Here is an 18,217-nt window from a genome sequence, read left to right as displayed (position 1 = left end):
GAACCTTACAGCCTTCCAGGGGTTTGAACGCCACCCGGGTCGGGATGGTTCCCGTCGCGGCGGCTACCACCCGGGACCGGCCGGTGTCAGCAAGCGATACCGAGATGTCACCCACGCACCGGTGGTGCCAGGATGGGGGCATGGCTTCCCGCATCTCTGCACGGATTGGTGCAATCTCCGAGTCGGCCACGCTGGCGGTCGACGCCAAGGCGAAGGCGCTCAAGGCGGCCGGTCGCCCGGTGATCGGCTTCGGCGCCGGCGAACCGGACTTCCCGACGCCCGACTACATCGTCGAGGCCGCCGTCACGGCCGCCCGCGATCCGAAGAACCACCGCTACAGCCCGGCCGGCGGTCTGCCCGAGCTCAAGCAGGCGATCGTCGCGAAGACCAAGCGGGACTCCGGCTACGAGATCGAGGCGGCCCAGGTCCTGGTGACCAACGGCGGCAAGCACGCGGTCTACAACACGTTCGCGACGCTGCTCGACCCGGGCGACGAGGTGCTGCTGCCCGCGCCGTACTGGACGACGTACCCGGAGACGATCCAGCTGGCCGGGGGCGTCCCGGTCGAGGTCCTGGCCGACGAGAGCCAGAACTACCTGGTCACCGTCGAGCAGCTGGAGGCGGCCCGCACGGAGAAGACCAAGGCGCTGCTGTTTTGCTCCCCGTCGAACCCGACCGGCGCCGTCGACACCCCCGAGGCGATCGAGGCGATCGGCCGCTGGGCCCTCGAGCACGGCATCTGGGTGATCACCGACGAGATCTACGAGCACCTGACCTACGGCGACACCAAGTTCACCTCGCTGCCGGTCGCGGTGCCGGAGATCGCCGACCAGACCGTCGTCCTGAACGGCGTCGCCAAGACCTACGCGATGACAGGCTGGCGGGTCGGCTGGATGATCGGCCCGAAGGACGTCATCAAGGCCGCGACGAACCTGCAGTCGCACCAGACCTCGAACGTCAACAACGTCGCCCAGCGCGCCGCCATCGCCGCCCTCGAGGGCGACCTGAGCGCCGTCGACGAGATGAAGGTCGCCTTCGACCGCCGCCGCAAGCTGATGGTCTCGATGCTCAACGAGATCCCCGGCGTCGAATGCCCCGAACCCACCGGCGCCTTCTACGCCTACCCGTCCGTCAAGGGCGTCCTCGGCCGCGAGATCGCCGGCCGCACCCCCACCACCTCCGCCGAACTCGCCGAGATCATCCTCGACGAGGCCGAGGTCGCCGTAGTCCCCGGCGAAGCCTTCGGAGCCCCCGGCTACCTCCGCCTCTCCTACGCCCTAGGCGACGCCGACCTCACCGAAGGCGTCTCCAGAATCGCCAAGCTCCTGAGCTGATCGCAGCTGTACGACGGCCCGCCGGACCTGCTCCGGCGGGCCGTTCGCTTTTCCACAGCCCGCCCGCCACTCCCCCAGCCCGCCCACCATCCCCTCAGCCCCACGCCCTCCCGCAGCCCGATCCACCTCCTCCGGGCCCCCGCCCCACTCCGCCTTCCTCCGGCCGCCGCGACCCCAGCCCCCGCCAACCTCCCCGGCCGCATCACGCCGCCCCAGCCCATCGAGCCCGGCCCACCACCCCCACCACTCCGCGGCCCTCCGTCCCACAACGCTTTTCTCCGGCCGCAGGCACCTCAACCCCCGCCAACCTTCCCGGCCGCATCTCCGCCCGCCCCAGCCCCCCGCCGTACGATCAAGCTCTTCCCACACCGCCCGGTTTCCTGACCCGAGCGATCTGTCGGTAACCTTCTGTGATGGCGCCACGCGACCTTCGGCTGCTGCCGAAAACCCATCTGCATCTGCACTTCTCCGGGTCGATGCGTCACCTCACCCTGGTCGAGCTCGCCGACAAGCACGGCGTCCGCCTCCCCGACGCACTCCGCACCGACTGGCCGCCGGACCTCTCCGCGGCCGACGAGCGCGGCTGGTTCCGTTTCCAGCGCCTCTACGACATCGCCCGCTCCGTCCTGCGCACCGAGGACGACGTCCGCCGTCTGGTCCGTGAGGCCGCCGAGGACGACGCGGCCGACGGCTCCCGCTGGCTCGAGATCCAGGTCGACCCCTCCGGCTACGCGAACCGCTTCCACGGCATCACCGAGTTCACCGACCTGGTCCTCGACGCCGCCCGCGACGCGGCCACGACGACGGGCATCGACGTACAGGTGGTGATCGCCGCCAACCGCACCCGCCACCCCCTTGACGCCCGCACCCTCGCCCGCCTGGCCTCCCAGTACGTCGGCCGCGGCGTGGTCGGCTTCGGCCTCTCCAACGACGAACGCCGAGGCACCACCTCCGAGTTCGCCCCCGCCTTCCGCATAGCCCGCAACGCCGGCCTCCTAGCAGTCCCCCACGGCGGCGAACTCTGCGGCCCCTCCACCGTCCGCACCTGCCTCGACGAACTAGGCGCCGGCCGAATCGGCCACGGCGTCCGCTCAGTAGAAGACCCCGAAGTCCTCAAACGAGTAGTAGACGCCCAAGTAGCCCTCGAGGTCTGCCCAGCCTCCAACGTCTCCCTAGGCGTCTACCAACGCCCCGAAGACGTCCCCCTCCGCCACCTTTACGAGGCAGGCGCCCGCATAGCCCTGGGCGCCGACGACCCCCTCCTCTTCGGCTCCCGCCTAGCAGAGCAGTACGAAACCGCCCGCACCATCCACAACTTCACCGACGAAGAACTAGCCGACCTGGCCCGAGGCTCAGTCCTGGCCTCCACAGCCCCCGCCGAAACCCAAAAAGCCCTACTAACCGACATCGACACCTGGCTGGACACCGACAGTACGACGTACTGACGCGCTCCGATCCCGCCTATCTCGGCACCACCCGCACCCCACGGCACCTCACCGGCCGAAGCACAAGCCCACAACCACCCCGCCGACGTCATCCCCAACGTCACCAGCAACCGAACGATCAAAGTCCGAAAAGGGCCCCATAAGGTCCGGTTCAGTTCGTTGCCCACCACCCCCGCCCGCGCCAGACTTGCTCCATGACGACGCCGACGAAGATCCTGTTGCCCGAGGACGAGCTGCCGACCCGGTGGTACAACGTGCTGCACGACATGCCGGCGCCGCCGCCCCCGGTCCTCCACCCCGGCACCGGCCAGCCCGTGGGCCCCGAGGACCTGGCTCCGCTCTTCCCGATGGACCTGATCCTCCAAGAGGTCACCCAGGACCAGTACGTCGACATCCCCGGCGAGGTCCTCGACGTCTACCGCCTCTGGCGCCCCAGCCCGCTCTACCGCGCGCACCGCCTGGAGAAGGCCCTCGACACCCCCGCACGGATCTACTACAAGTACGAAGGCGTCTCCCCCGCCGGCTCACACAAGCCGAACACAGCGGTCCCCCAGGCGTACTACAACGCCAAAGCCGGCATCCGGAAGCTCACCACCGAGACCGGCGCCGGCCAGTGGGGCACCGCGCTGGCGTTCGCCTGCGCCCAGTACGGCCTGGAATGCGAGGTCTGGCAGGTCCGTGCGTCGTACGACCAGAAGCCCTACCGCCGCGCGATGATGGGCGTCTTCGGCGCCACCGTCCACCCCAGCCCTTCGGACCTCACCGAGGCCGGCCGCAAGATCCTCGCCGAAGACCCCAACTCGACCGGCTCGCTAGGCATCGCCATCAGCGAAGCAGTCGAGATGGCAGTCCAGGACGAGTCAGTCCACTACGCCCTCGGCTCGGTCCTCAACCACGTTCTCCTGCACCAGACGATCATCGGCGAAGAAGCCCTCATGCAGCTCGCCATGGTCGGCGAGACCCCGGATGTCATCGTCGGCTGCACCGGCGGCGGCTCCAACTTCGGCGGCCTCGCCTTCCCCTTCCTCCGCGAGAAGTGGGCCGGCCGCCAGTCCCCCGTCGTCCGCGCCGTCGAGCCCACCGCCTGCCCCACCCTCACCCAGGGCACCTACGCCTACGACTTCGGCGACACCCTCGGCATGACTCCCCTGATGAAGATGCACACCCTCGGCCACGACTTCGTCCCCGACCCGATCCACGCCGGCGGCCTCCGGTACCACGGCATGAGCCCCCTGATCAGCCACCTCTACGAAACCGGCGAGATCGAAGCCGTAGCCAAACCCCAGTCCGAGTGCTTCGCCGCAGGCGTCCTCTTCGCCCGCACCGAAGGCATCGTCCCCGCCCCCGAACCCACCCACGCCCTGGCCGCCGCCATCGAAGAAGCCCAAGCCTGCAAGGAATCCGGCGAGGAAAAAGTCATCCTCACCGCCCTCTGCGGCCACGGCCACCTAGACCTGGCTGCCTACGACTCCTACCTGGCCGGCACCATTACCGACCGCTCCTGGAACGACGCCGACCTCCAAGCCTCAGTAGCCGCAGCCCTGGAAAAACTCCCAGCCGTCAACTGACCCCACCCGGCCCGGCCGTCCCCGAGAACGGCCGGGCTCCAGCCGCCCCAACGACTCCCCTAACATCAAGCCTGTTCCCGCACACGCGACCGTGCTGGTGCCACAGGCGGCGACGCGCGTACCTCGCAGTACTGCGCGCCTTGCAGTACTGCGCGCCTCGCGCTGCTGCGCGCATCGCGCTGTGGGTGCCCGGCTGCGGTGCACCCCTCGCACTGGTCGCGCCCCGCGGTGCCGCACCCCTCGCGAGGTGCGCGCACCCGCTCGCACGCGTGACCGTGCTGATGCCACGGGCGGGACGCGCATGCCTCGCGGTGCTGCGTCCGTCGCGCTGCCGTGCGCCCTGCGCTGACGCGTGCCCCGCGGTGCGCACCCCTCGCGCTGGTGCGTGCACCGCGGTGCCGGACCTTTCGCGCTGGTGCGTACCTCGCGCTCGCACGCGTGACCGTGCTGATGCCACAGGCGGGGACGCTCGTACCCCGCGGTGCTGCGTCCGTCGCGCTGCTGCGCGCCTTGCGCTGGTGCGTGCCCCGCGGTGCTGCACCCCTCGCGCTGGTACGCGCACCCGCGCTTCGCACACGTGACCGTGCTGACGCCACAGGCGGGGACGCGCGTACCTCGCAGTACTGCGCGCCTCGCAGTACTGCGCGCCTCGCACTGCTGCGCGCACCGCACTGCTGCGCACACCGCGCTCGCACGCGTGACCGTGCTGATGCCACGGGCGGGGACGCGCGTACCCCGCGGTGCGGCGTACCTCGCGCTGCCGTTCGCCTTGGGCTGGTGCGTGCCCCGCGGTGCCGGACCCCTCGCACTGGTGCCTACCTCGCGCTCGCACGTGTGACCGTGCTGATGCTACGGGCGGGGACACCCGTACCCGCGGTGCTGCGTCCGTCGCGCTGCGCGCGCCTTGCGCTGGCGCGTGCCTCGCACTGGTGCGTACCTCGCGCTGGTGTGCACCTCGCGCTGATGCGTACCTTGCGCTGGTGCGCGCCCCGCTCACACGCGTGGCCGTACAGATGCCACGGGCGGGGACGCGCGTATCTCGCGGTGCTGCGTGCGTCGCGCTGCCGTGCGCTTGGGCTGATGGGTGCCCCGCGGTGCCACACTCCTCGTACTGGTGCGTGCCCCGCGGTGCCACACCCCTCGTGCTGGCGCGTACCTCGCGCCTCATGCGCGCACCAGCGGTGGCGCGTGCCTCGCGGTGGTGCATCCGGTCACGTGGTTGCAGCGGTCGGGCGTCCGGCCTCCCCGGTGCAGCGGTCGGGCGTCCGGCATGCCCAGCTCAGCGTTGCAGCGGTCGCGCGGCCGTCCGGCGTACCCGGTTCAGCGGCCGCGTTTCCACCACGGCTTGGGCTGTTTGGGGACTGCAGTGAGCCAGTCGGACGGGATCTGCCAGCGTTTGGCTTCGAGGGTGGCGAAGTACTGGTCCTTGAGACTGGTGGGAAGCCAGTACGTCGCGCGGTGGTGGTCGACGACCTCGAAGTACGTCGTGTTGCGGCCTCGGCTCCAGACGGTGGCGGCCGACGAACAGTAGGCGAGGCGTGTGTAGTCCCACCGGGCCTGGTCGTCGTCGAGGTCGAACCGCCGCTCGTGAACGGTGAAAGGTCCCCACTTCTCGACCGGCCAGGTGTTCGACTGCTCGATGAGACCTTGGACCAGGGCTCGGTCATCGGTCATCTCGTCCGGAAGCAACAGACGCCGCCCGTCGAGGACCGCCTCGACTCCCCAGGGACCTGCGACCTGAAGGAACGTTTCCAGAAGCGCGAATCCAACCTCCGCTCGCCCGAATCCGCCCAGCTCGGCCCGTAGCGTGGTGATCGCTTCCTCCGGCACGCGTTCCACCCTAGCGGGCGGGTACAGGGCACTCATGAGCGACGACGCGCAAGACTCCCCGCGGCCAAGGATCGAGGGCCTCGACGACCAGACGGTGCTCGCTGTCGGGCGCCTCACGCACGCCCTCGAAACCGTCAACCGGGCTCGTGGATACCTGTACGGCTTCCACGAACTGACCGGGCGAGCAGACAACGAACTGGACGAGGTCGTGGACCTGTTCCGCAAAGCCGGCCATGAAGAGTTTGCCGACCGCATCGAACGAGAGCTACTCGGCCGCAACGTCATCCAGGACCGCTGGACGTTCCAGATCGTCGACGACTACGAAACCGGCTACTTCGCCACCTTCACCGACTTCGAAGCTCAAGCCCGCGACGAGTTCTGCGGCGGCGTACGCCACGTCCGCGAGGCGGAGATGAAGCGCGACCGGCGGACGCCGGGGGATCCGGCGCACAGTTTGATGCCGCCGGAGGAGCCGGCGGGCTGATCGGTTGCGCTGGTTCGTCCACGTGGGATCCAGCACCGCTCGGGACGCGGGAGGCCGGGGCAGGCCGGGGCAGGCCGGGGCAGGCCGGGGCAGGCCGGGGCAGGCCGGGGCAGGCCGGGGCAGGCCGGGGCAGATTAACCGGACACAGCATGCCAGTACGGGCGCACCGCAGTAGCTGCCCGCAAGGGTTCTCTGCAGGGGCGCCCGCGGGCGGGCGTCGCGACAGGAGGCGCCCACCGGGGGCCCGCAGACCCACCGCAACCGGGGGCGACGCGGGGCAAGTCGGGGCAGATCAACTGGGCACAGCATGCCGGCGCGGGCGCACCGCACGAGCTGCCCTCGGGGGCGCCCGCGGGAGTTGTCGGCAGGCGCCGCGACGGGGATGCCCACGGGAGTTGCCCGGAGGGCATCTCAACCGGGGTCGGCGTGGGGCAAGTCGGGGCAGGTTGGCGCAGCTTGGTGCGGCTGGTGTTCCCCGGAGGCCTGCGGCAGCGGTAGGGCAGGCGACGTTCGGCGCAGAGCGGGGCGGTCAGCGCCAGCGGTGGCTGTCCTGGCGGGCGGTAGCAGCGTGTGGCCAGTGGTGCAGGTGCGCGGCAGACAGTGCCGTGCGGCTGCGGGCTAGGCCCGGCTGGCTGGGCTGGGCCCTGCTGGACTGGGCTGGGCCCGGCTGGGCTGGGCTGGGCTGGGCTGGGCTGGGCTGGGCTGGGCTGGGCTGGGCTGGGCAGCGGTAGCAGCACGTGGCCGCCGGTGGTAGCTGCGGGGCAGATCAGTTGTTGCCCTGCGGTACTCGAGTGGTGTGCTGCTTGCCCTGCGACCAGCGGGGCAGGCTGCTGGGCAGCGTGGGAAGCAGCGGTTGCACGCCCCGTCAGTGCCTGAGTGGGGAAGTCCAGGGCAGATCGTCGGGGCATCTCGGGGCATCGTGGGGCAGTTCGTCCACAGGGGGCGAAACGGTGGTCACCGAGCGTGGTCGCGCTCCTACAGTTGCGGCATGTCGGAGGTGAACGGATTGTTGCGGGACGCTCGGGAGCGGATTCCGTCGCGGGTGGTGCCGGGTGAGTGCATGTCTCGGGGGGAGCTGGCGAACGCGGTCTGTGGGTGGCTGTGGGAGACCACGGGGATCGACTACGAGCTGGACGGGCACTACATCGCGAAGCTGGAACGCGGGGTGGTGCGCTGGCCGGGGGCGGCGTACCGGGCGGGGCTGCGGAAGGTGCTGAACGTTGCTACGGACAACGAGCTCGGGTTCTCGCCGGGGACGCGGCCGGGGCAGGGGGAGCTGGAGGCGAGCATCTCGTCGATGGTGGGGCTGGAGGCCGAGATGGTGCGGACGGCCGACGAGTCGGTGTCGATCCTGCCGATGGCGGAGACGTCGAACGTCGGGGAACTGACCGTCGAGCAGCTGCACTCGGACATCGAGCGGGTCTCGCGGCAGTACCTGCGGGTTCCGACCAAGGAGCTGTTCCTGCGGTCGCGGGCGATTCGCGACCGCGCGTTCGAGCTGCTCGGCGGGCGGCAGTCGCCGGCGCAGACCCGTGATCTCTACTCGGCGGCCGGTTGGGCGCTGACCATCCTCGGCTGGATGTCGGTCGATCTCGGGCGCCCGGACCTTGCCGAGATCCATACCCGGACGGCATGGGCGTGCGCCGACGCCGCCGACCACAACGACCTGCGGGCGTGGGTCCGCGCGACGCAGCACACGACGGCGTTCTGGCAGGACGACTTCACCGGTGCGGCCGAGTACGCCGAGTCCGGGCTGCGGTACGCCGTTGGCTCGTCGCGGCTGTTCCTGGCCAGCGCGCTGGCGGTCGACCTCGCTCGCGCCGGGCGGACCGAGCAAGCCCGTACGGCGCTCGCCGACGCGCAGCGGATGTCCGTACCGGGGCATCGGCCGGAACTCTCCGGTTTCCTCCTCTGTACGTCGGCCCGCGCGGAGGGGCTCTGGTCGGATGCGCACCTCGCGCTCGGGCAGGCCCGGGAGACGCTTCGCTGGGCCGACCACAGCGCGACGCTGTTCGAGCGGGCAACCGACGCCAAGCGCAACGCCGGGGCGGAGCGGATGGTCCGCCTGCAGCAGGTGAAGGCCCACCTGGAGCTGGGCGAACTCGATGGCGCTCTGGAGGCGTTGAACACGGTCCTCGACATTCCGATCGAGTTCCGTGTCCGCCCACTGATCCACCGCGTCGGCGAGATCGCCGCCATGTCCCGCACTGACCGCTATACCGGCGTCGCAGCCGCCGCCCAGCTCCACGTGGCGGCCCGGACGTTCCTTCGCCGCCCCAAACCCACACCGGACAAACCCAAAGCCAAGGCCAGCGCCTGATCGTCAGCCGTTGCGCGGCGAAGCTCACCTCCTCAGTACGCGCGGATTGAGACCACGTGGGCTCTCGGGCAGCCGTTGGTGGCTTGGGCTGTCAGGCGGAGGGCGGTGGTCTCCACTCCCTCGGGTAGCGCGTGGCGCTGCAGGCGTTGGCGGTTGGAGGTGACTGTGGCCAGCTCGGTCCACGTGCCCTCGGGGGTGAGAGCTTCGAGGGTGTAGTCGCGGAGGAGGGTCGGAAGGACCTCGTGGGGCGAGCGGTGGTGGTGGAGGTTGATGAGGTCTTCCTCTACGTCGTCGTCGAGGATCACCACGACCTCCGAGAACGAGACCGGGGTCGGCCAGGTGAGGGTGAGGGTTGGGGTGGGGTCCCAGGCGAGGTCTTCGGAGGACCAGAGGTTGGGGCCGCCGTACGGGCGGGAGTAGCCGCCGATGGTTTTTGAGGGGTCGTAGGCGCTGGTGGGGGTGAGGACGCGGTAGCAGAGGCCGGCTCGGGGAAGGACGTGTTTCCAGGGGCGGAACTGGTCGGTGTACTGCTCGTCGGGGGACGGCGTGCGGTGGGTGAAGCAGAGGGTGCCGGGGAGGGCTGTGGGGGCGGTGTGGACGGAGAGAGCGGGGTTGGATTTCAGGACGAGAACGACGTTCGAGGGAGTCGAAGGGTGGTGGGACAACGGCAGAGGGATCCAGAGCTTCTCGCCGGCAGGGACGGTGACGGTGCAGGTGGAGAGGTGGGCCAGGGGGAGGTAGTTCTGGGGTTTGAGCGGGTCGTGGAGTTCTGCGGTGAGGGTGGTGGGCTCGGTGGCGTCGACGAGGAGTTCCAGGCCGTCGAAAGAAGGGTCGACGGGGAGGATCATGGCGAGGTCGGCGTCCAAGGACCAGGTGCCGTTGGAGACTTCCACGGAGAGGTCGCGCAGGGTTGAGGACGCGGTGGCGGTGGCCGTGAGTGCGAGGTTCGCGGGGTCGGTGTCGGGGACGCCCAGGACTGAGGCGTCGGCTCGGTGCAGGGCTTGGCGGACAAGCGGGAAGTGTTCGGTGGCCAGCTCGCGAGGGGTGAGCCCGTTGCTGAGGGCAACGGCTGCCGCGACGCCCGCCGCCTCGCCGAGGACGGCGCAGGTGGCCATCACGCGGGTGGTGCCGAAGGCTACGTGGCTGGCGGAGATGTTGCGGCCGGCCATCCACAGGTTGCGGACGTTGCGCGAGTAGAGCGAACGCAACGGGATGTGGTAGTTCCCGTCGGGGTGCCAGTGTTTCGAGCCGCGTTCGGTGGCGTACATGCCGCCGGGCGGATGCAGGTCGATCGACCAGCCGCCGAAAGCCACCCGGTCCTCGAAGAGAACCTGCCCCAGTACGTCGTGCTGCGTCAGCACGTGGTCGCCCACGAAGCGGCGATACTCGCGTTTACCGGGGACCGCGCCGATCCACTCCAGCGTGAGGTTGTCGGCGTCGTACAGGCCCGAGTTCTTGATGTGGTCCCAGATCCCGTACACCGCGGCCTGCAGCTCGTCGCGGATCGCCTCGTTGTCGTCGACGACGTCGAGGGCGCCGCCCCACTCGATCCACCAGTACGCGCAGCCGTACGCGTCCGTGCGGATCACCCGGCGCGACGGGATCGACGTCTCCGTGATGTCGCGGGCGAACGACGGCGGGACGAAACGGACCGGTTCCCCGGCGTCCTTGCTGTAGAAGAGGATCGTGCTGCCGAGTGTGTTGTCGTCCGGCACCTCCGGCGCCCACGATTCCCCGTACGCCGACCGCGGTTCGCGCCCCGTCCGGAACTCCGCGCCGGCCAGGAAACCGATCAGTCCGTCGCCCGAGCAGTCGGCGTACGCCGGGCTGTGGAAGGTGATCTCCTTCTCCGACCCCATCTGCCACCCGGTCACCGACCGGATCTCGCCGTCCCCGGCCGCAACAGAACGAACGTCGGTGTTCAGATACAACGCGATGTTCGGCTCGGCCCGCACAGCCTCGAGCACCACCAGATCCCAGTAGTACGGATTCCCCTGCGGGTTCCGGTACTGGTTCTCCACGAACAGCTCCCCCATGATCCCGGTCTCCCGAGCGAAGTGCTGTACGCCGTGCGCGGTCGCGCCGCAGACCCAGACGCGGACCTCGCTGGAGGAGTTGCCGCCGAGCACCGGGCGGTTCTGCACCAGCGCGACGCTCAGGCCCTGCCGCGCGGCGCCGATCGCGGCACAGACGCCGGCGAGACCTCCGCCGACAACGGTCAGATCGGTACGGACGTCGAGCTGCTGCATGCAGGAAGACCCTTCTACGTGTCGGGATGTACGACGGGCTGCCCCGGCCCGTTCGGGTGGTTCGCGGTGAGGTGGTCGGGGACGCGCTGCGCGACCAGGACGAACAGCAGCCCGGCGGTCAACGTGTCGCTGGCGCGCCCGGCGAAGAACTCGGTCCAGGTGCCGCCGACCGGCGTACCGGTGTCGAAGGTGACGTCGGCCAGCTCGCCGACCGGCGACGCGGCGACGCCGGTGATCGCGACGGTCAAGGCGTCCTGCGCGGCCGCGCGGCGGACGAAGTCCAGGGTCGTCGGATCGGTCCCGGAGCGGGTGACGACAAGCGCCACGTCAGAAGCGCCGAGCAGTCCCCCGGCGATCTGCGCCGACTGCGGGCCGTCGAAGAACCAGACCGGGATGCCGATCCGCAGCAACCGGATGTACAGCTCGCGGGCCGGGATCGCGTCGCCCCACTCGCCGTAGATGTGCGTACGCCGGGCGCCCGCGATCGCGTCCGCGACCCGCGTCGCCGCGTTCAGGTCGATCGAGGCGAGCGCGTTGCGCAGGGCGTTGGCCTGGGTCGACGCCAGCACGTTCAGCACCTGTTCCGGCGGGTCGGCCGGCCCGATCGCGAGCCCGATGTCGCTGGCCCAGCCGGCCTCGAGACCGCGTCCGACCTCCATCGCGAGCGCGGCCCGCAGCGCCGGGTAGCCCGCGAAACCGAGGTGGGTGGACAGCCGCGTCACCGTCGCGGCCGAGGTCTGCGCGGCCTCGGCCAGCTTGGTGATCGACCCGCGCGCGACGTCGTCGGGGTGGGCCAGGATCTGCTCGGCGACCCGCAGCATCGCGCCGTTCAGGTCGGGCAGCGCCCGTTTCGCGAGCTGCAGCGGGCTGGGGGTGTCGGCTCTGTCCACGTCGTTTCCCATTCCGCGATCATCACGTATAGACGAACTGGGCGCTGGCGATCCCGTCCGTGTCCGGCACCAGACGTACCCAGTGCGCGCTGAAGCCCGGCGGGAAAACGTGTGTGTGCAGCGATCCGGGTTCGACGGTGAACGCGGTCGAGGCACCGAACCGCCCGTGCCCGTGGAAGTCGATCTCCAGCGTCACGGTCATGGCCGAAGAGCCCAGGTTCTCCACGTGCAGACACTTGTTGTCGAAACCCGTCATCAGATAGGGATCCGAAGGCTCCCCGGCGACCACCGGCGTCTCCCACCAAGGCCCGCCCCAACCGGACGGTTTCCCGAACCCCCACAGGTCGTCGGTCTTGCCGAACCACAGCCCCGACTGCGGCTCGGCGGTCGTCGGGTTCAGCCCGTGGCTCGGCGACGCGTTGTCCGCGCCGGCGACGAACATCCCGCGCCAGGAGCAGAAATCGCCGAGCACCCACAGATGCGTCGAGATCGGGCGGACGCCCCAGATCCTGCCGCCGTACGCCCATGGCGACAGCTCGTAGAACATGCCGTGGTGGTCGAGCAGCAGCCGCTCGTGCTCGACCTCGCGGATCCGCGGCCACTCGGTCTGCCACTTGTGGTCGAAGGTGTGCGACGCCTTCGGCAGCCGGTAGCGGGTCCACTTTCCGTCCGCCTCGGTGAACACCTCGAGGATCGCCGAGGCCTGGTCCCACCCGGAAGCGAAGATCGTGCCGCCGAACTCGTGCCGGCCGCCGATCGCGGTGAACGGCTTGCGGGCCAGGATCCGCCACTCGCGGCCGTCGTACTCGGCCAGTCGCCCGCGGGCCTGACGCCCGTCCCAGTCGGCCTCCTCGTACTCGTTCGAGCAGACCACGAACCGGCCGAAGCTGGTGTAGCAGTCCTTGTAGTGCACCTTCATCTCGCCGTCGGTGCCGAGCTCGTCGTTGAGGTCGAAGACCTGCACACACGCGTACGTCGTGAGGTCGAGCTCGAACACCTCACCCTCCATCGCCAGCACGTACACGTGCGTGTCGGGTTTGGTCAGGTGCCGCGAGGTGCCGCAGACCCGGTACGGCGTGAGCTCGGGAATCGTCCGGATCTTGTGCTCGCGGTCGATCACGTGCGGCCCGAGCACCAGCTGCGACGTCGGGAAGTGCACGAAGCGGTTCGTGTAGGTGCCGTCGACGCCGAGCGTCTCCGGGACGATCTCCATCGAGAAGTCCGGGTCGATCCGGCGCAGGCTGACCCCGCCCCCGCTGGCCGCCTTGTGCGAGTTGTAGTTCTGGACGTAGAGCTTCCCGTTCCACGGCATCAGCGAACCGACGCCGAGCTCGCTGCGCGGCGGGCCGAAGTCCCCCACCTGCGCGAGCTCCGGAAAGACACCTGAGACGTTCACAGCAGACTCCCTGTCATTTGATGCCCGTGTGGGTCATCGCGGCGATGAAGCGGCGTTGCAGCAGCACGAAGACGAGCAGCACCGGGACGATCGAGACCACCGAGGCGGCCATCGTCAGCCCGGGCGCGATCGAGCCCTGCTCATCGACGAAGTTCGTCAGCCCGAGCGGCAGCGTGTAGTGCTCCGGCGAGCTGATCAGCACCAGCGGCGTCTCGTAGTCGTTCCAGGACCAGACGAACGCGAGGATGCCGAGCGCGCTGAGCACCGGCGTGGCCAGCGGCAGGTAGATCCGGCGGAAGATCTGCCACTCGTTCGCGCCGTCCATCCGGGCCGCCTCGGCGAACTCGGCCGGCTGCGCGACGAAGAACTGGCGCATCAGGAAGGTGCCGAGCACGGTGAACATCCCAGGCAGGATCAGCGCCCACAGCGTGTCGTACAGGCCGAGCTTCTGGAAGTAGATGAAGCGCGGGACCAGCAGCAGCTGGGCGGGGATGATCGCGGTCGCGAGGTAGAGCAGGAACAGCTTGTCGCGACCCCGGAAGGTCATCCGGGCGAAGGCGTAGCCGGCCATCGTCGCGGTCAGCAGCTCACCCGCGACCCGCAGTACGGCGACGAAGACGGAGCGGCCGAACGCGGGCAGCACCGAGGTCTCGCCGACCAGGACGGTCTTGAAGTTGTCCCACTGGAAGGGGTCGGGGATCCACTGCATCGGGATCTTGTAGGCGTCGATGTCTTGTTTGAGCGCCGTCGACAGCATCCAGGCGAACGGCGCCAGGAAGGCCAGCGCGAGGATCCAGAGCGGGATCCCCCAGAGCCATTTCTTACTCATGCAGAGCCCTCCCTCGCTGGGCGCGCCAGGTCAGCAGCGTCAGGACCAGTACGCCGGCGAACGTCACCAGGCCGATCGCCGAGGCGTAGCCGAACCGGTAGAACTGGAACCCCGTCTGGTACATGTAGTACGAGATCGTCGTCGTAGCGTCCCCCGGACCACCGGCGGTGATCAGCGCGATCAGCCCGAAGCCCTGCGAGGCGCCGATGATCAGCGTCACCAGCAGGAAGATCGTTGTCGGCAGCAACGACGGCCAGGTGATCGTGCGGAACTTCGCCCAGACCCCGGCGCCGTCGATGTCGGCCGCCTCGTACAGCTGCTTCGGTGCGTCCTGCAGCGCGGACAGGTAGATCAGCGAGCAGTACCCGACACCGCCCCAGACCGCCATCACGATCAGCGCCGGCAGCGCCCAGTGCGACGAGGCGAACCAGCCCGGCTCGAGGCCGAAGATCCCGAGCACCTGGTTGACCAGGCCGGCCTTCGGGTTCATCAGCATCAGCCAGGTCATCCCGATCGCGACCGTGTTCACGATGTAGGGCAGGAAGAAGATCGCGCGCAGGACCGCACGGCCGGGCAGCGGCCGGTTCAGGGCGATCCCGAGCGCGAGACCCAGTACGACGGTCAGCGGGACGCTGACGCCGACGTACACGAAGGTGAGACCGACCGCGTTCCAGAAGCCCGGGTCCTTGGCGATCGCGACGAAGTTGTCCAGGCCGGCGAAGCTGATCCCGCCGAAACCTGAGACCAGGTTCCAGTCGGTGAACGCGAGCAGGATCACGCTGACCAGCGGGATCAGCGTGAACGCGACCACGCCGAGCAGGTTGGGGGCGATGAACAGGAAACCGATCCAGCCGCGCGGGCTGATCCCCGGCTGCTTCTCGGTCCGGACGGCCGGGGCCGCGGTGACGGTGGCGGAGACCATCACGAGCTCCTCTCGGTACGGGCGATCGCGGCGTCGGCCAGCCGGCGGACGTCGCGGATGGCCGGGCCGGAGTCCTTCTCGCCCAGCCAGCACAGGTCGCGCTGCTGGCCGTGCGCGAGGCTGATCTCGGGGAACCCGGCCAGCCGGGTGTCGGTGGCCAGCTTCGGCTCGGCGCCGAGCACGACCCGGCGGAACGAGTCGACGTCGAAGTACTTGTCCGGCTCCTTGCCCAGGACGCCGGCGACGACCTGGTCGTCGGTGACGTTGCCGAGCGTCGGCAGCTTGCCGCCGGCCAGCATCGGGCCGGAGCCCTCGGTGAGCCAGAACTTCACGAACTCCCAGGCCGCGTCGGCCTTCGGGGACTTCGGGTTGACCATCACGAAGTTGTTGTACGAACCGCCGTTCCAGTCGCCGCCGTCCACGGTCGGTGGCGGCGCGAAGGAGACCTTGAAGTCGTGCGGGTACTTCTTCGCGTCGTACAGGTAGCGCAGGTTGAACGGCGCCGTCGACCAGAGGTGGAACTCCTGCTGGAGGAACGAGTTCTGCTGGTAGGCGTCGAGGTGGCGGGCGAGCACCTCGCGCCAGGGAAAGGCCGAGCCGTCGGCGATCATCTCGCGGCCGAGCGCGAACGCCTGCTCGAAGTGCGGGTCGCCGAAGTTCGAGCGGTCGCCGTCGTACCAGTAGTTGGGGCCGAGCTTGATCCGCGGGACGTCCGGGATTGTGTAGCAGCCGTAGGTCCGGTCAGTGGTCAGCTTCCTGGCGGTCGCGCGGTAGTCGTCGATGGTCCAGTCGTGCGGAAGCTCGACACCGGCCTGCTCGCGGAGCTTCTCGTTGAACAGCACGAAGTACGGCTCGCGGGCGGTGGCGAGGGCCTTGATCCGCCCGTTGTCGAGGAAGGCGCGGGGCTGGTCGGTGTCGAGGAACACCTTCAGCTCGGGATCGGCCGCGACCCGATCGGTCAGATCAGCCGCCAGCCCCGATCCTGCTCTGAGCGCGAGATTGGCCTGCGCGTACGTGAAGTACACGTCGATGTCCAGCCCACCCTGCAACGCGGTGTCGAGCTTCAGATTGCCGCGGTCGTCGTTGACGAACCGCGTGTAGTTCACCTGGTACTGCGGGAACTTCGCCCTGAACGCGTCGACCACCTTCTGCGGCCCGGACGCCGCCGGCACCCCACCCCACACCTGCAGCACGCTCGACTTGCTCGTGCTCCCCGAGGAACACCCCGCCGCCGCAGCGGCCACCGCTCCCACCCCGGCCAGAAACCCACGCCGGGACATCTCGTTCCGCATCCGCACACCAACCCCTCACCGTGGATTGCTGCAAGACATTAACGAGGTGAGCCCGAGTTGCCAACCCTTCATGCAAATCTTTTTCAGACACCATTTCACTACTTTGCGTAGTCGCCACCGAGACAATTCCCGACCGCGTCAGATCTCTGCAAAGAACCGGCGAGTCGCATAACCGCCGCCGCGGAGCACCGTTGTTGTTGACACCAGGGCTGGATATTTGATCAGACCCGAAGGATGGGTTTGGCCTGCCCTGGTGCGCGATCGGGCAGCTTCCGATCGATTGCGGAGAGCACGGAAAAGCGGTTCAGCATTCACTCAGAAGTTGCACCAAAAAGTGCGCTCGAACAGGCCGGAGTGGCATTAGTTTCATCCCTTGTCAGCTACTCACCGGGAACACGCTCCGTGACGGAAGGGAACACCGCAGGTCATGCCTCGAGTCGAAACCGAACTGGTCTGTGACGACGGCTCACCCCTGAAGGCCTTCGCAGCTGGGCTGCGCAGGCTCCGCGCCGCTACGGGACTGACCTACCGGCAACTCGCTCCCGGGGCCCACTACTCGCACACGAACCTGGTGCGGGCGGCGGCCGGCCGCACGCTGCCGACGTGGGAGCTGACGCGTGCGTTCCTGACGGCGTGCAGCGTCCCCAAGCACCAGGTTTCCGCCTGGCACGAGGTCTGGACAGCGATCGACGCACTCCCCCGCGACGCCCGCCATCAGGCTCCTGCCGCCTGCGCGTGGGTCGTCGGCCGGGTCGGCGTCCTGAGCGGCGGTGCACTGGTATGAAGTGGGAGGACGCCAGGACCCAGCCTCCTCGTCGGCTGGTCGCGCCGCACGACAGCGAGCTCCCCGCGGAGACACCGGCCGGAGAGTCCTGCATCCCGTCGCTGAGCTTCAGCCTCGCTGAGCTGAGCAAACTCTTCCGTTTCCTCGAGGACGGAACCTGGCTGCCCGAGTCAGCACCGCCCGGCGAGAGTGTCTTTCACGGCGTCGAGATCAGCTGGCACGGCGGCGGTCAGACGATCTGCTCCGCGGACGACCTGCTCGGGGTGCAGCGGCCGGCGGACCTCTCGACGGTCGAGGGCCGGGCGGTGTACGCCGACGGGAGCAGCCTGACCTTCCTCTTCCGGCCGGGGCGTCGCGGCAAGCGTTGCGCGGGCCGGATCCAGTGGATCGGGACCGGAGAGGCTCGGGTCCGTGCCGGCGCGCTGGATGCGTACGCCGAGGAGCTCTGTCGCGGGCACCGCGGTTTCACCACCGCGGTCGCCGACAAACCGTGGGCCGCGGCGCTCGCGATCGCCGTGCCCGCCGCGGTGGTCGCGCTGGTGGTGGCGTACGGCGTACGGGCGGTCAGCTTCTCGCCTCGGCACGACTCGTTGGCGTGGACGATGTTGCCGTTGCCGGTCGGCGCCTTGGCCGGGGCGTTGTGGTTGTGGGTGAGCAACCGGTTGTTCCTCGACGGGCGGGTGGTGCGGTCTCGGGCGACGCCGGACTGGCAGGCGCTCGGAACACTGGCAAGTATCGCCGGGGTCGTGGTGTCGAGGGGGGGGGGGGGGGGGGGGGGGGGGGTGGGGGGGGGGGGAGGAGGGGGGGGGGGGGGGGGGGTGTTGTCATCAGGTATTACGCCCGAAACCGTGAGCCTCTCGGGAATCAGCGTAGG

At 69.3% G+C, this 18,217-nt stretch carries 14 protein-coding genes; 7 read left to right on the top strand and 7 right to left on the bottom strand.

Annotation, left to right across the window (positions count from 1 at the left end; genetic code table 11):
• The first annotated feature begins 140 nt into the window (after positions 1-140).
• The 3 genes from ACZ6Z4_RS37980 to ACZ6Z4_RS37970 all read left to right on the top strand — a co-directional run bounded on the left by ACZ6Z4_RS37980 (position 141) and on the right by ACZ6Z4_RS37970 (position 4,347).
• Positions 141-1,334 carry a pyridoxal phosphate-dependent aminotransferase gene (locus ACZ6Z4_RS37980; RefSeq protein ID WP_465577096.1) on the top strand — a complete coding sequence of 398 codons (1,194 nt, stop codon included), beginning with the start codon at positions 141-143 and terminating at the stop codon, positions 1,332-1,334.
• A 413-nt stretch (positions 1,335-1,747) separates the two neighbouring features.
• Positions 1,748-2,779 carry an adenosine deaminase gene (locus ACZ6Z4_RS37975; RefSeq protein WP_465577093.1) on the top strand — a complete coding sequence of 344 codons (1,032 nt, stop codon included), beginning with the start codon at positions 1,748-1,750 and terminating at the stop codon, positions 2,777-2,779.
• Between the two features lie 194 nt (positions 2,780-2,973).
• Positions 2,974-4,347 (top strand): TrpB-like pyridoxal phosphate-dependent enzyme, encoded by a 1,374-nt coding sequence (locus ACZ6Z4_RS37970; RefSeq protein ID WP_465577090.1) that lies wholly within the window; start codon positions 2,974-2,976, stop codon positions 4,345-4,347.
• Positions 4,348-5,667: 1,320 nt separating this feature from the next.
• Here ACZ6Z4_RS37970 and ACZ6Z4_RS37965 read toward each other — a convergent pair.
• Positions 5,668-6,177, bottom strand: coding sequence for a hypothetical protein (locus ACZ6Z4_RS37965; RefSeq protein WP_465577087.1), 510 nt, complete (start codon positions 6,175-6,177; stop codon positions 5,668-5,670).
• Positions 6,178-6,211: 34 nt separating this feature from the next.
• Here ACZ6Z4_RS37965 and ACZ6Z4_RS37960 point away from each other — a divergent pair, with 34 nt between their 5' ends.
• Together ACZ6Z4_RS37960 and ACZ6Z4_RS37955 are read left to right on the top strand one after the other, a co-directional pair.
• Positions 6,212-6,661: a hypothetical protein gene (locus ACZ6Z4_RS37960; protein ID WP_465577082.1), complete on the top strand. Its 450-nt coding sequence runs from the start codon at positions 6,212-6,214 to the stop codon at positions 6,659-6,661.
• Between the two features lie 988 nt (positions 6,662-7,649).
• Entirely contained in the window at positions 7,650-8,981 is a 1,332-nt protein-coding gene (locus tag ACZ6Z4_RS37955; RefSeq protein ID WP_465577079.1) for a hypothetical protein, read from the top strand.
• A gap of 32 nt (positions 8,982-9,013) precedes the next feature.
• Here the strand turns inward: ACZ6Z4_RS37955 and ACZ6Z4_RS37950 are convergent, their stop codons facing one another.
• The 6 genes from ACZ6Z4_RS37950 to ACZ6Z4_RS37925 are packed head-to-tail and all read right to left on the bottom strand — an operon-like array spanning position 9,014 to position 16,559.
• Positions 9,014-11,230 carry an FAD-dependent oxidoreductase gene (locus ACZ6Z4_RS37950; RefSeq protein ID WP_465577076.1) on the bottom strand — a complete coding sequence of 739 codons (2,217 nt, stop codon included), beginning with the start codon at positions 11,228-11,230 and terminating at the stop codon, positions 9,014-9,016.
• Positions 11,231-11,244: 14 nt separating this feature from the next.
• Positions 11,245-12,132, bottom strand: a complete 888-nt coding sequence (locus ACZ6Z4_RS37945) for a MurR/RpiR family transcriptional regulator (protein ID WP_465577071.1) — start codon at positions 12,130-12,132, stop codon at positions 11,245-11,247.
• A 10-nt stretch (positions 12,133-12,142) separates the two neighbouring features.
• On the bottom strand, positions 12,143-13,516 hold the full coding sequence (locus tag ACZ6Z4_RS37940) for a hypothetical protein (RefSeq protein ID WP_465577067.1): 1,374 nt from the start codon (positions 13,514-13,516) through the stop codon (positions 12,143-12,145).
• A gap of 13 nt (positions 13,517-13,529) precedes the next feature.
• Complete coding sequence (locus tag ACZ6Z4_RS37935; protein ID WP_465577064.1) at positions 13,530-14,345, bottom strand: carbohydrate ABC transporter permease; 816 nt, start codon at positions 14,343-14,345, stop codon at positions 13,530-13,532.
• Positions 14,338-15,267 (bottom strand): carbohydrate ABC transporter permease, encoded by a 930-nt coding sequence (locus ACZ6Z4_RS37930; protein ID WP_465577061.1) that lies wholly within the window; start codon positions 15,265-15,267, stop codon positions 14,338-14,340. Before ACZ6Z4_RS37930 ends, ACZ6Z4_RS37935 begins: the two co-directional genes overlap by 8 nt.
• A complete protein-coding gene (locus ACZ6Z4_RS37925) occupies positions 15,267-16,559 on the bottom strand; it encodes an ABC transporter substrate-binding protein (protein WP_465577059.1) in 1,293 nt (430 codons plus the stop codon). Before ACZ6Z4_RS37925 ends, ACZ6Z4_RS37930 begins: the two co-directional genes overlap by 1 nt.
• Before the next feature lie 427 nt (positions 16,560-16,986).
• On the opposite strand from ACZ6Z4_RS37925, the gene ACZ6Z4_RS37920 reads away from it, so the two are divergent.
• Positions 16,987-17,343, top strand: coding sequence for a helix-turn-helix domain-containing protein (locus ACZ6Z4_RS37920; RefSeq protein ID WP_465577056.1), 357 nt, complete (start codon positions 16,987-16,989; stop codon positions 17,341-17,343).
• A partial coding sequence (locus ACZ6Z4_RS37915) for a hypothetical protein (protein ID WP_465577053.1) occupies positions 17,340-18,217 on the top strand: 878 nt, incomplete at its 3' end. The genes ACZ6Z4_RS37920 and ACZ6Z4_RS37915, both read left to right, overlap by 4 nt.

The sequence above is a fragment of the Kribbella sp. NPDC104740 genome (assembly GCF_055583505.1).
This window is presented reverse-complemented; position numbering and strand designations above follow the sequence as displayed.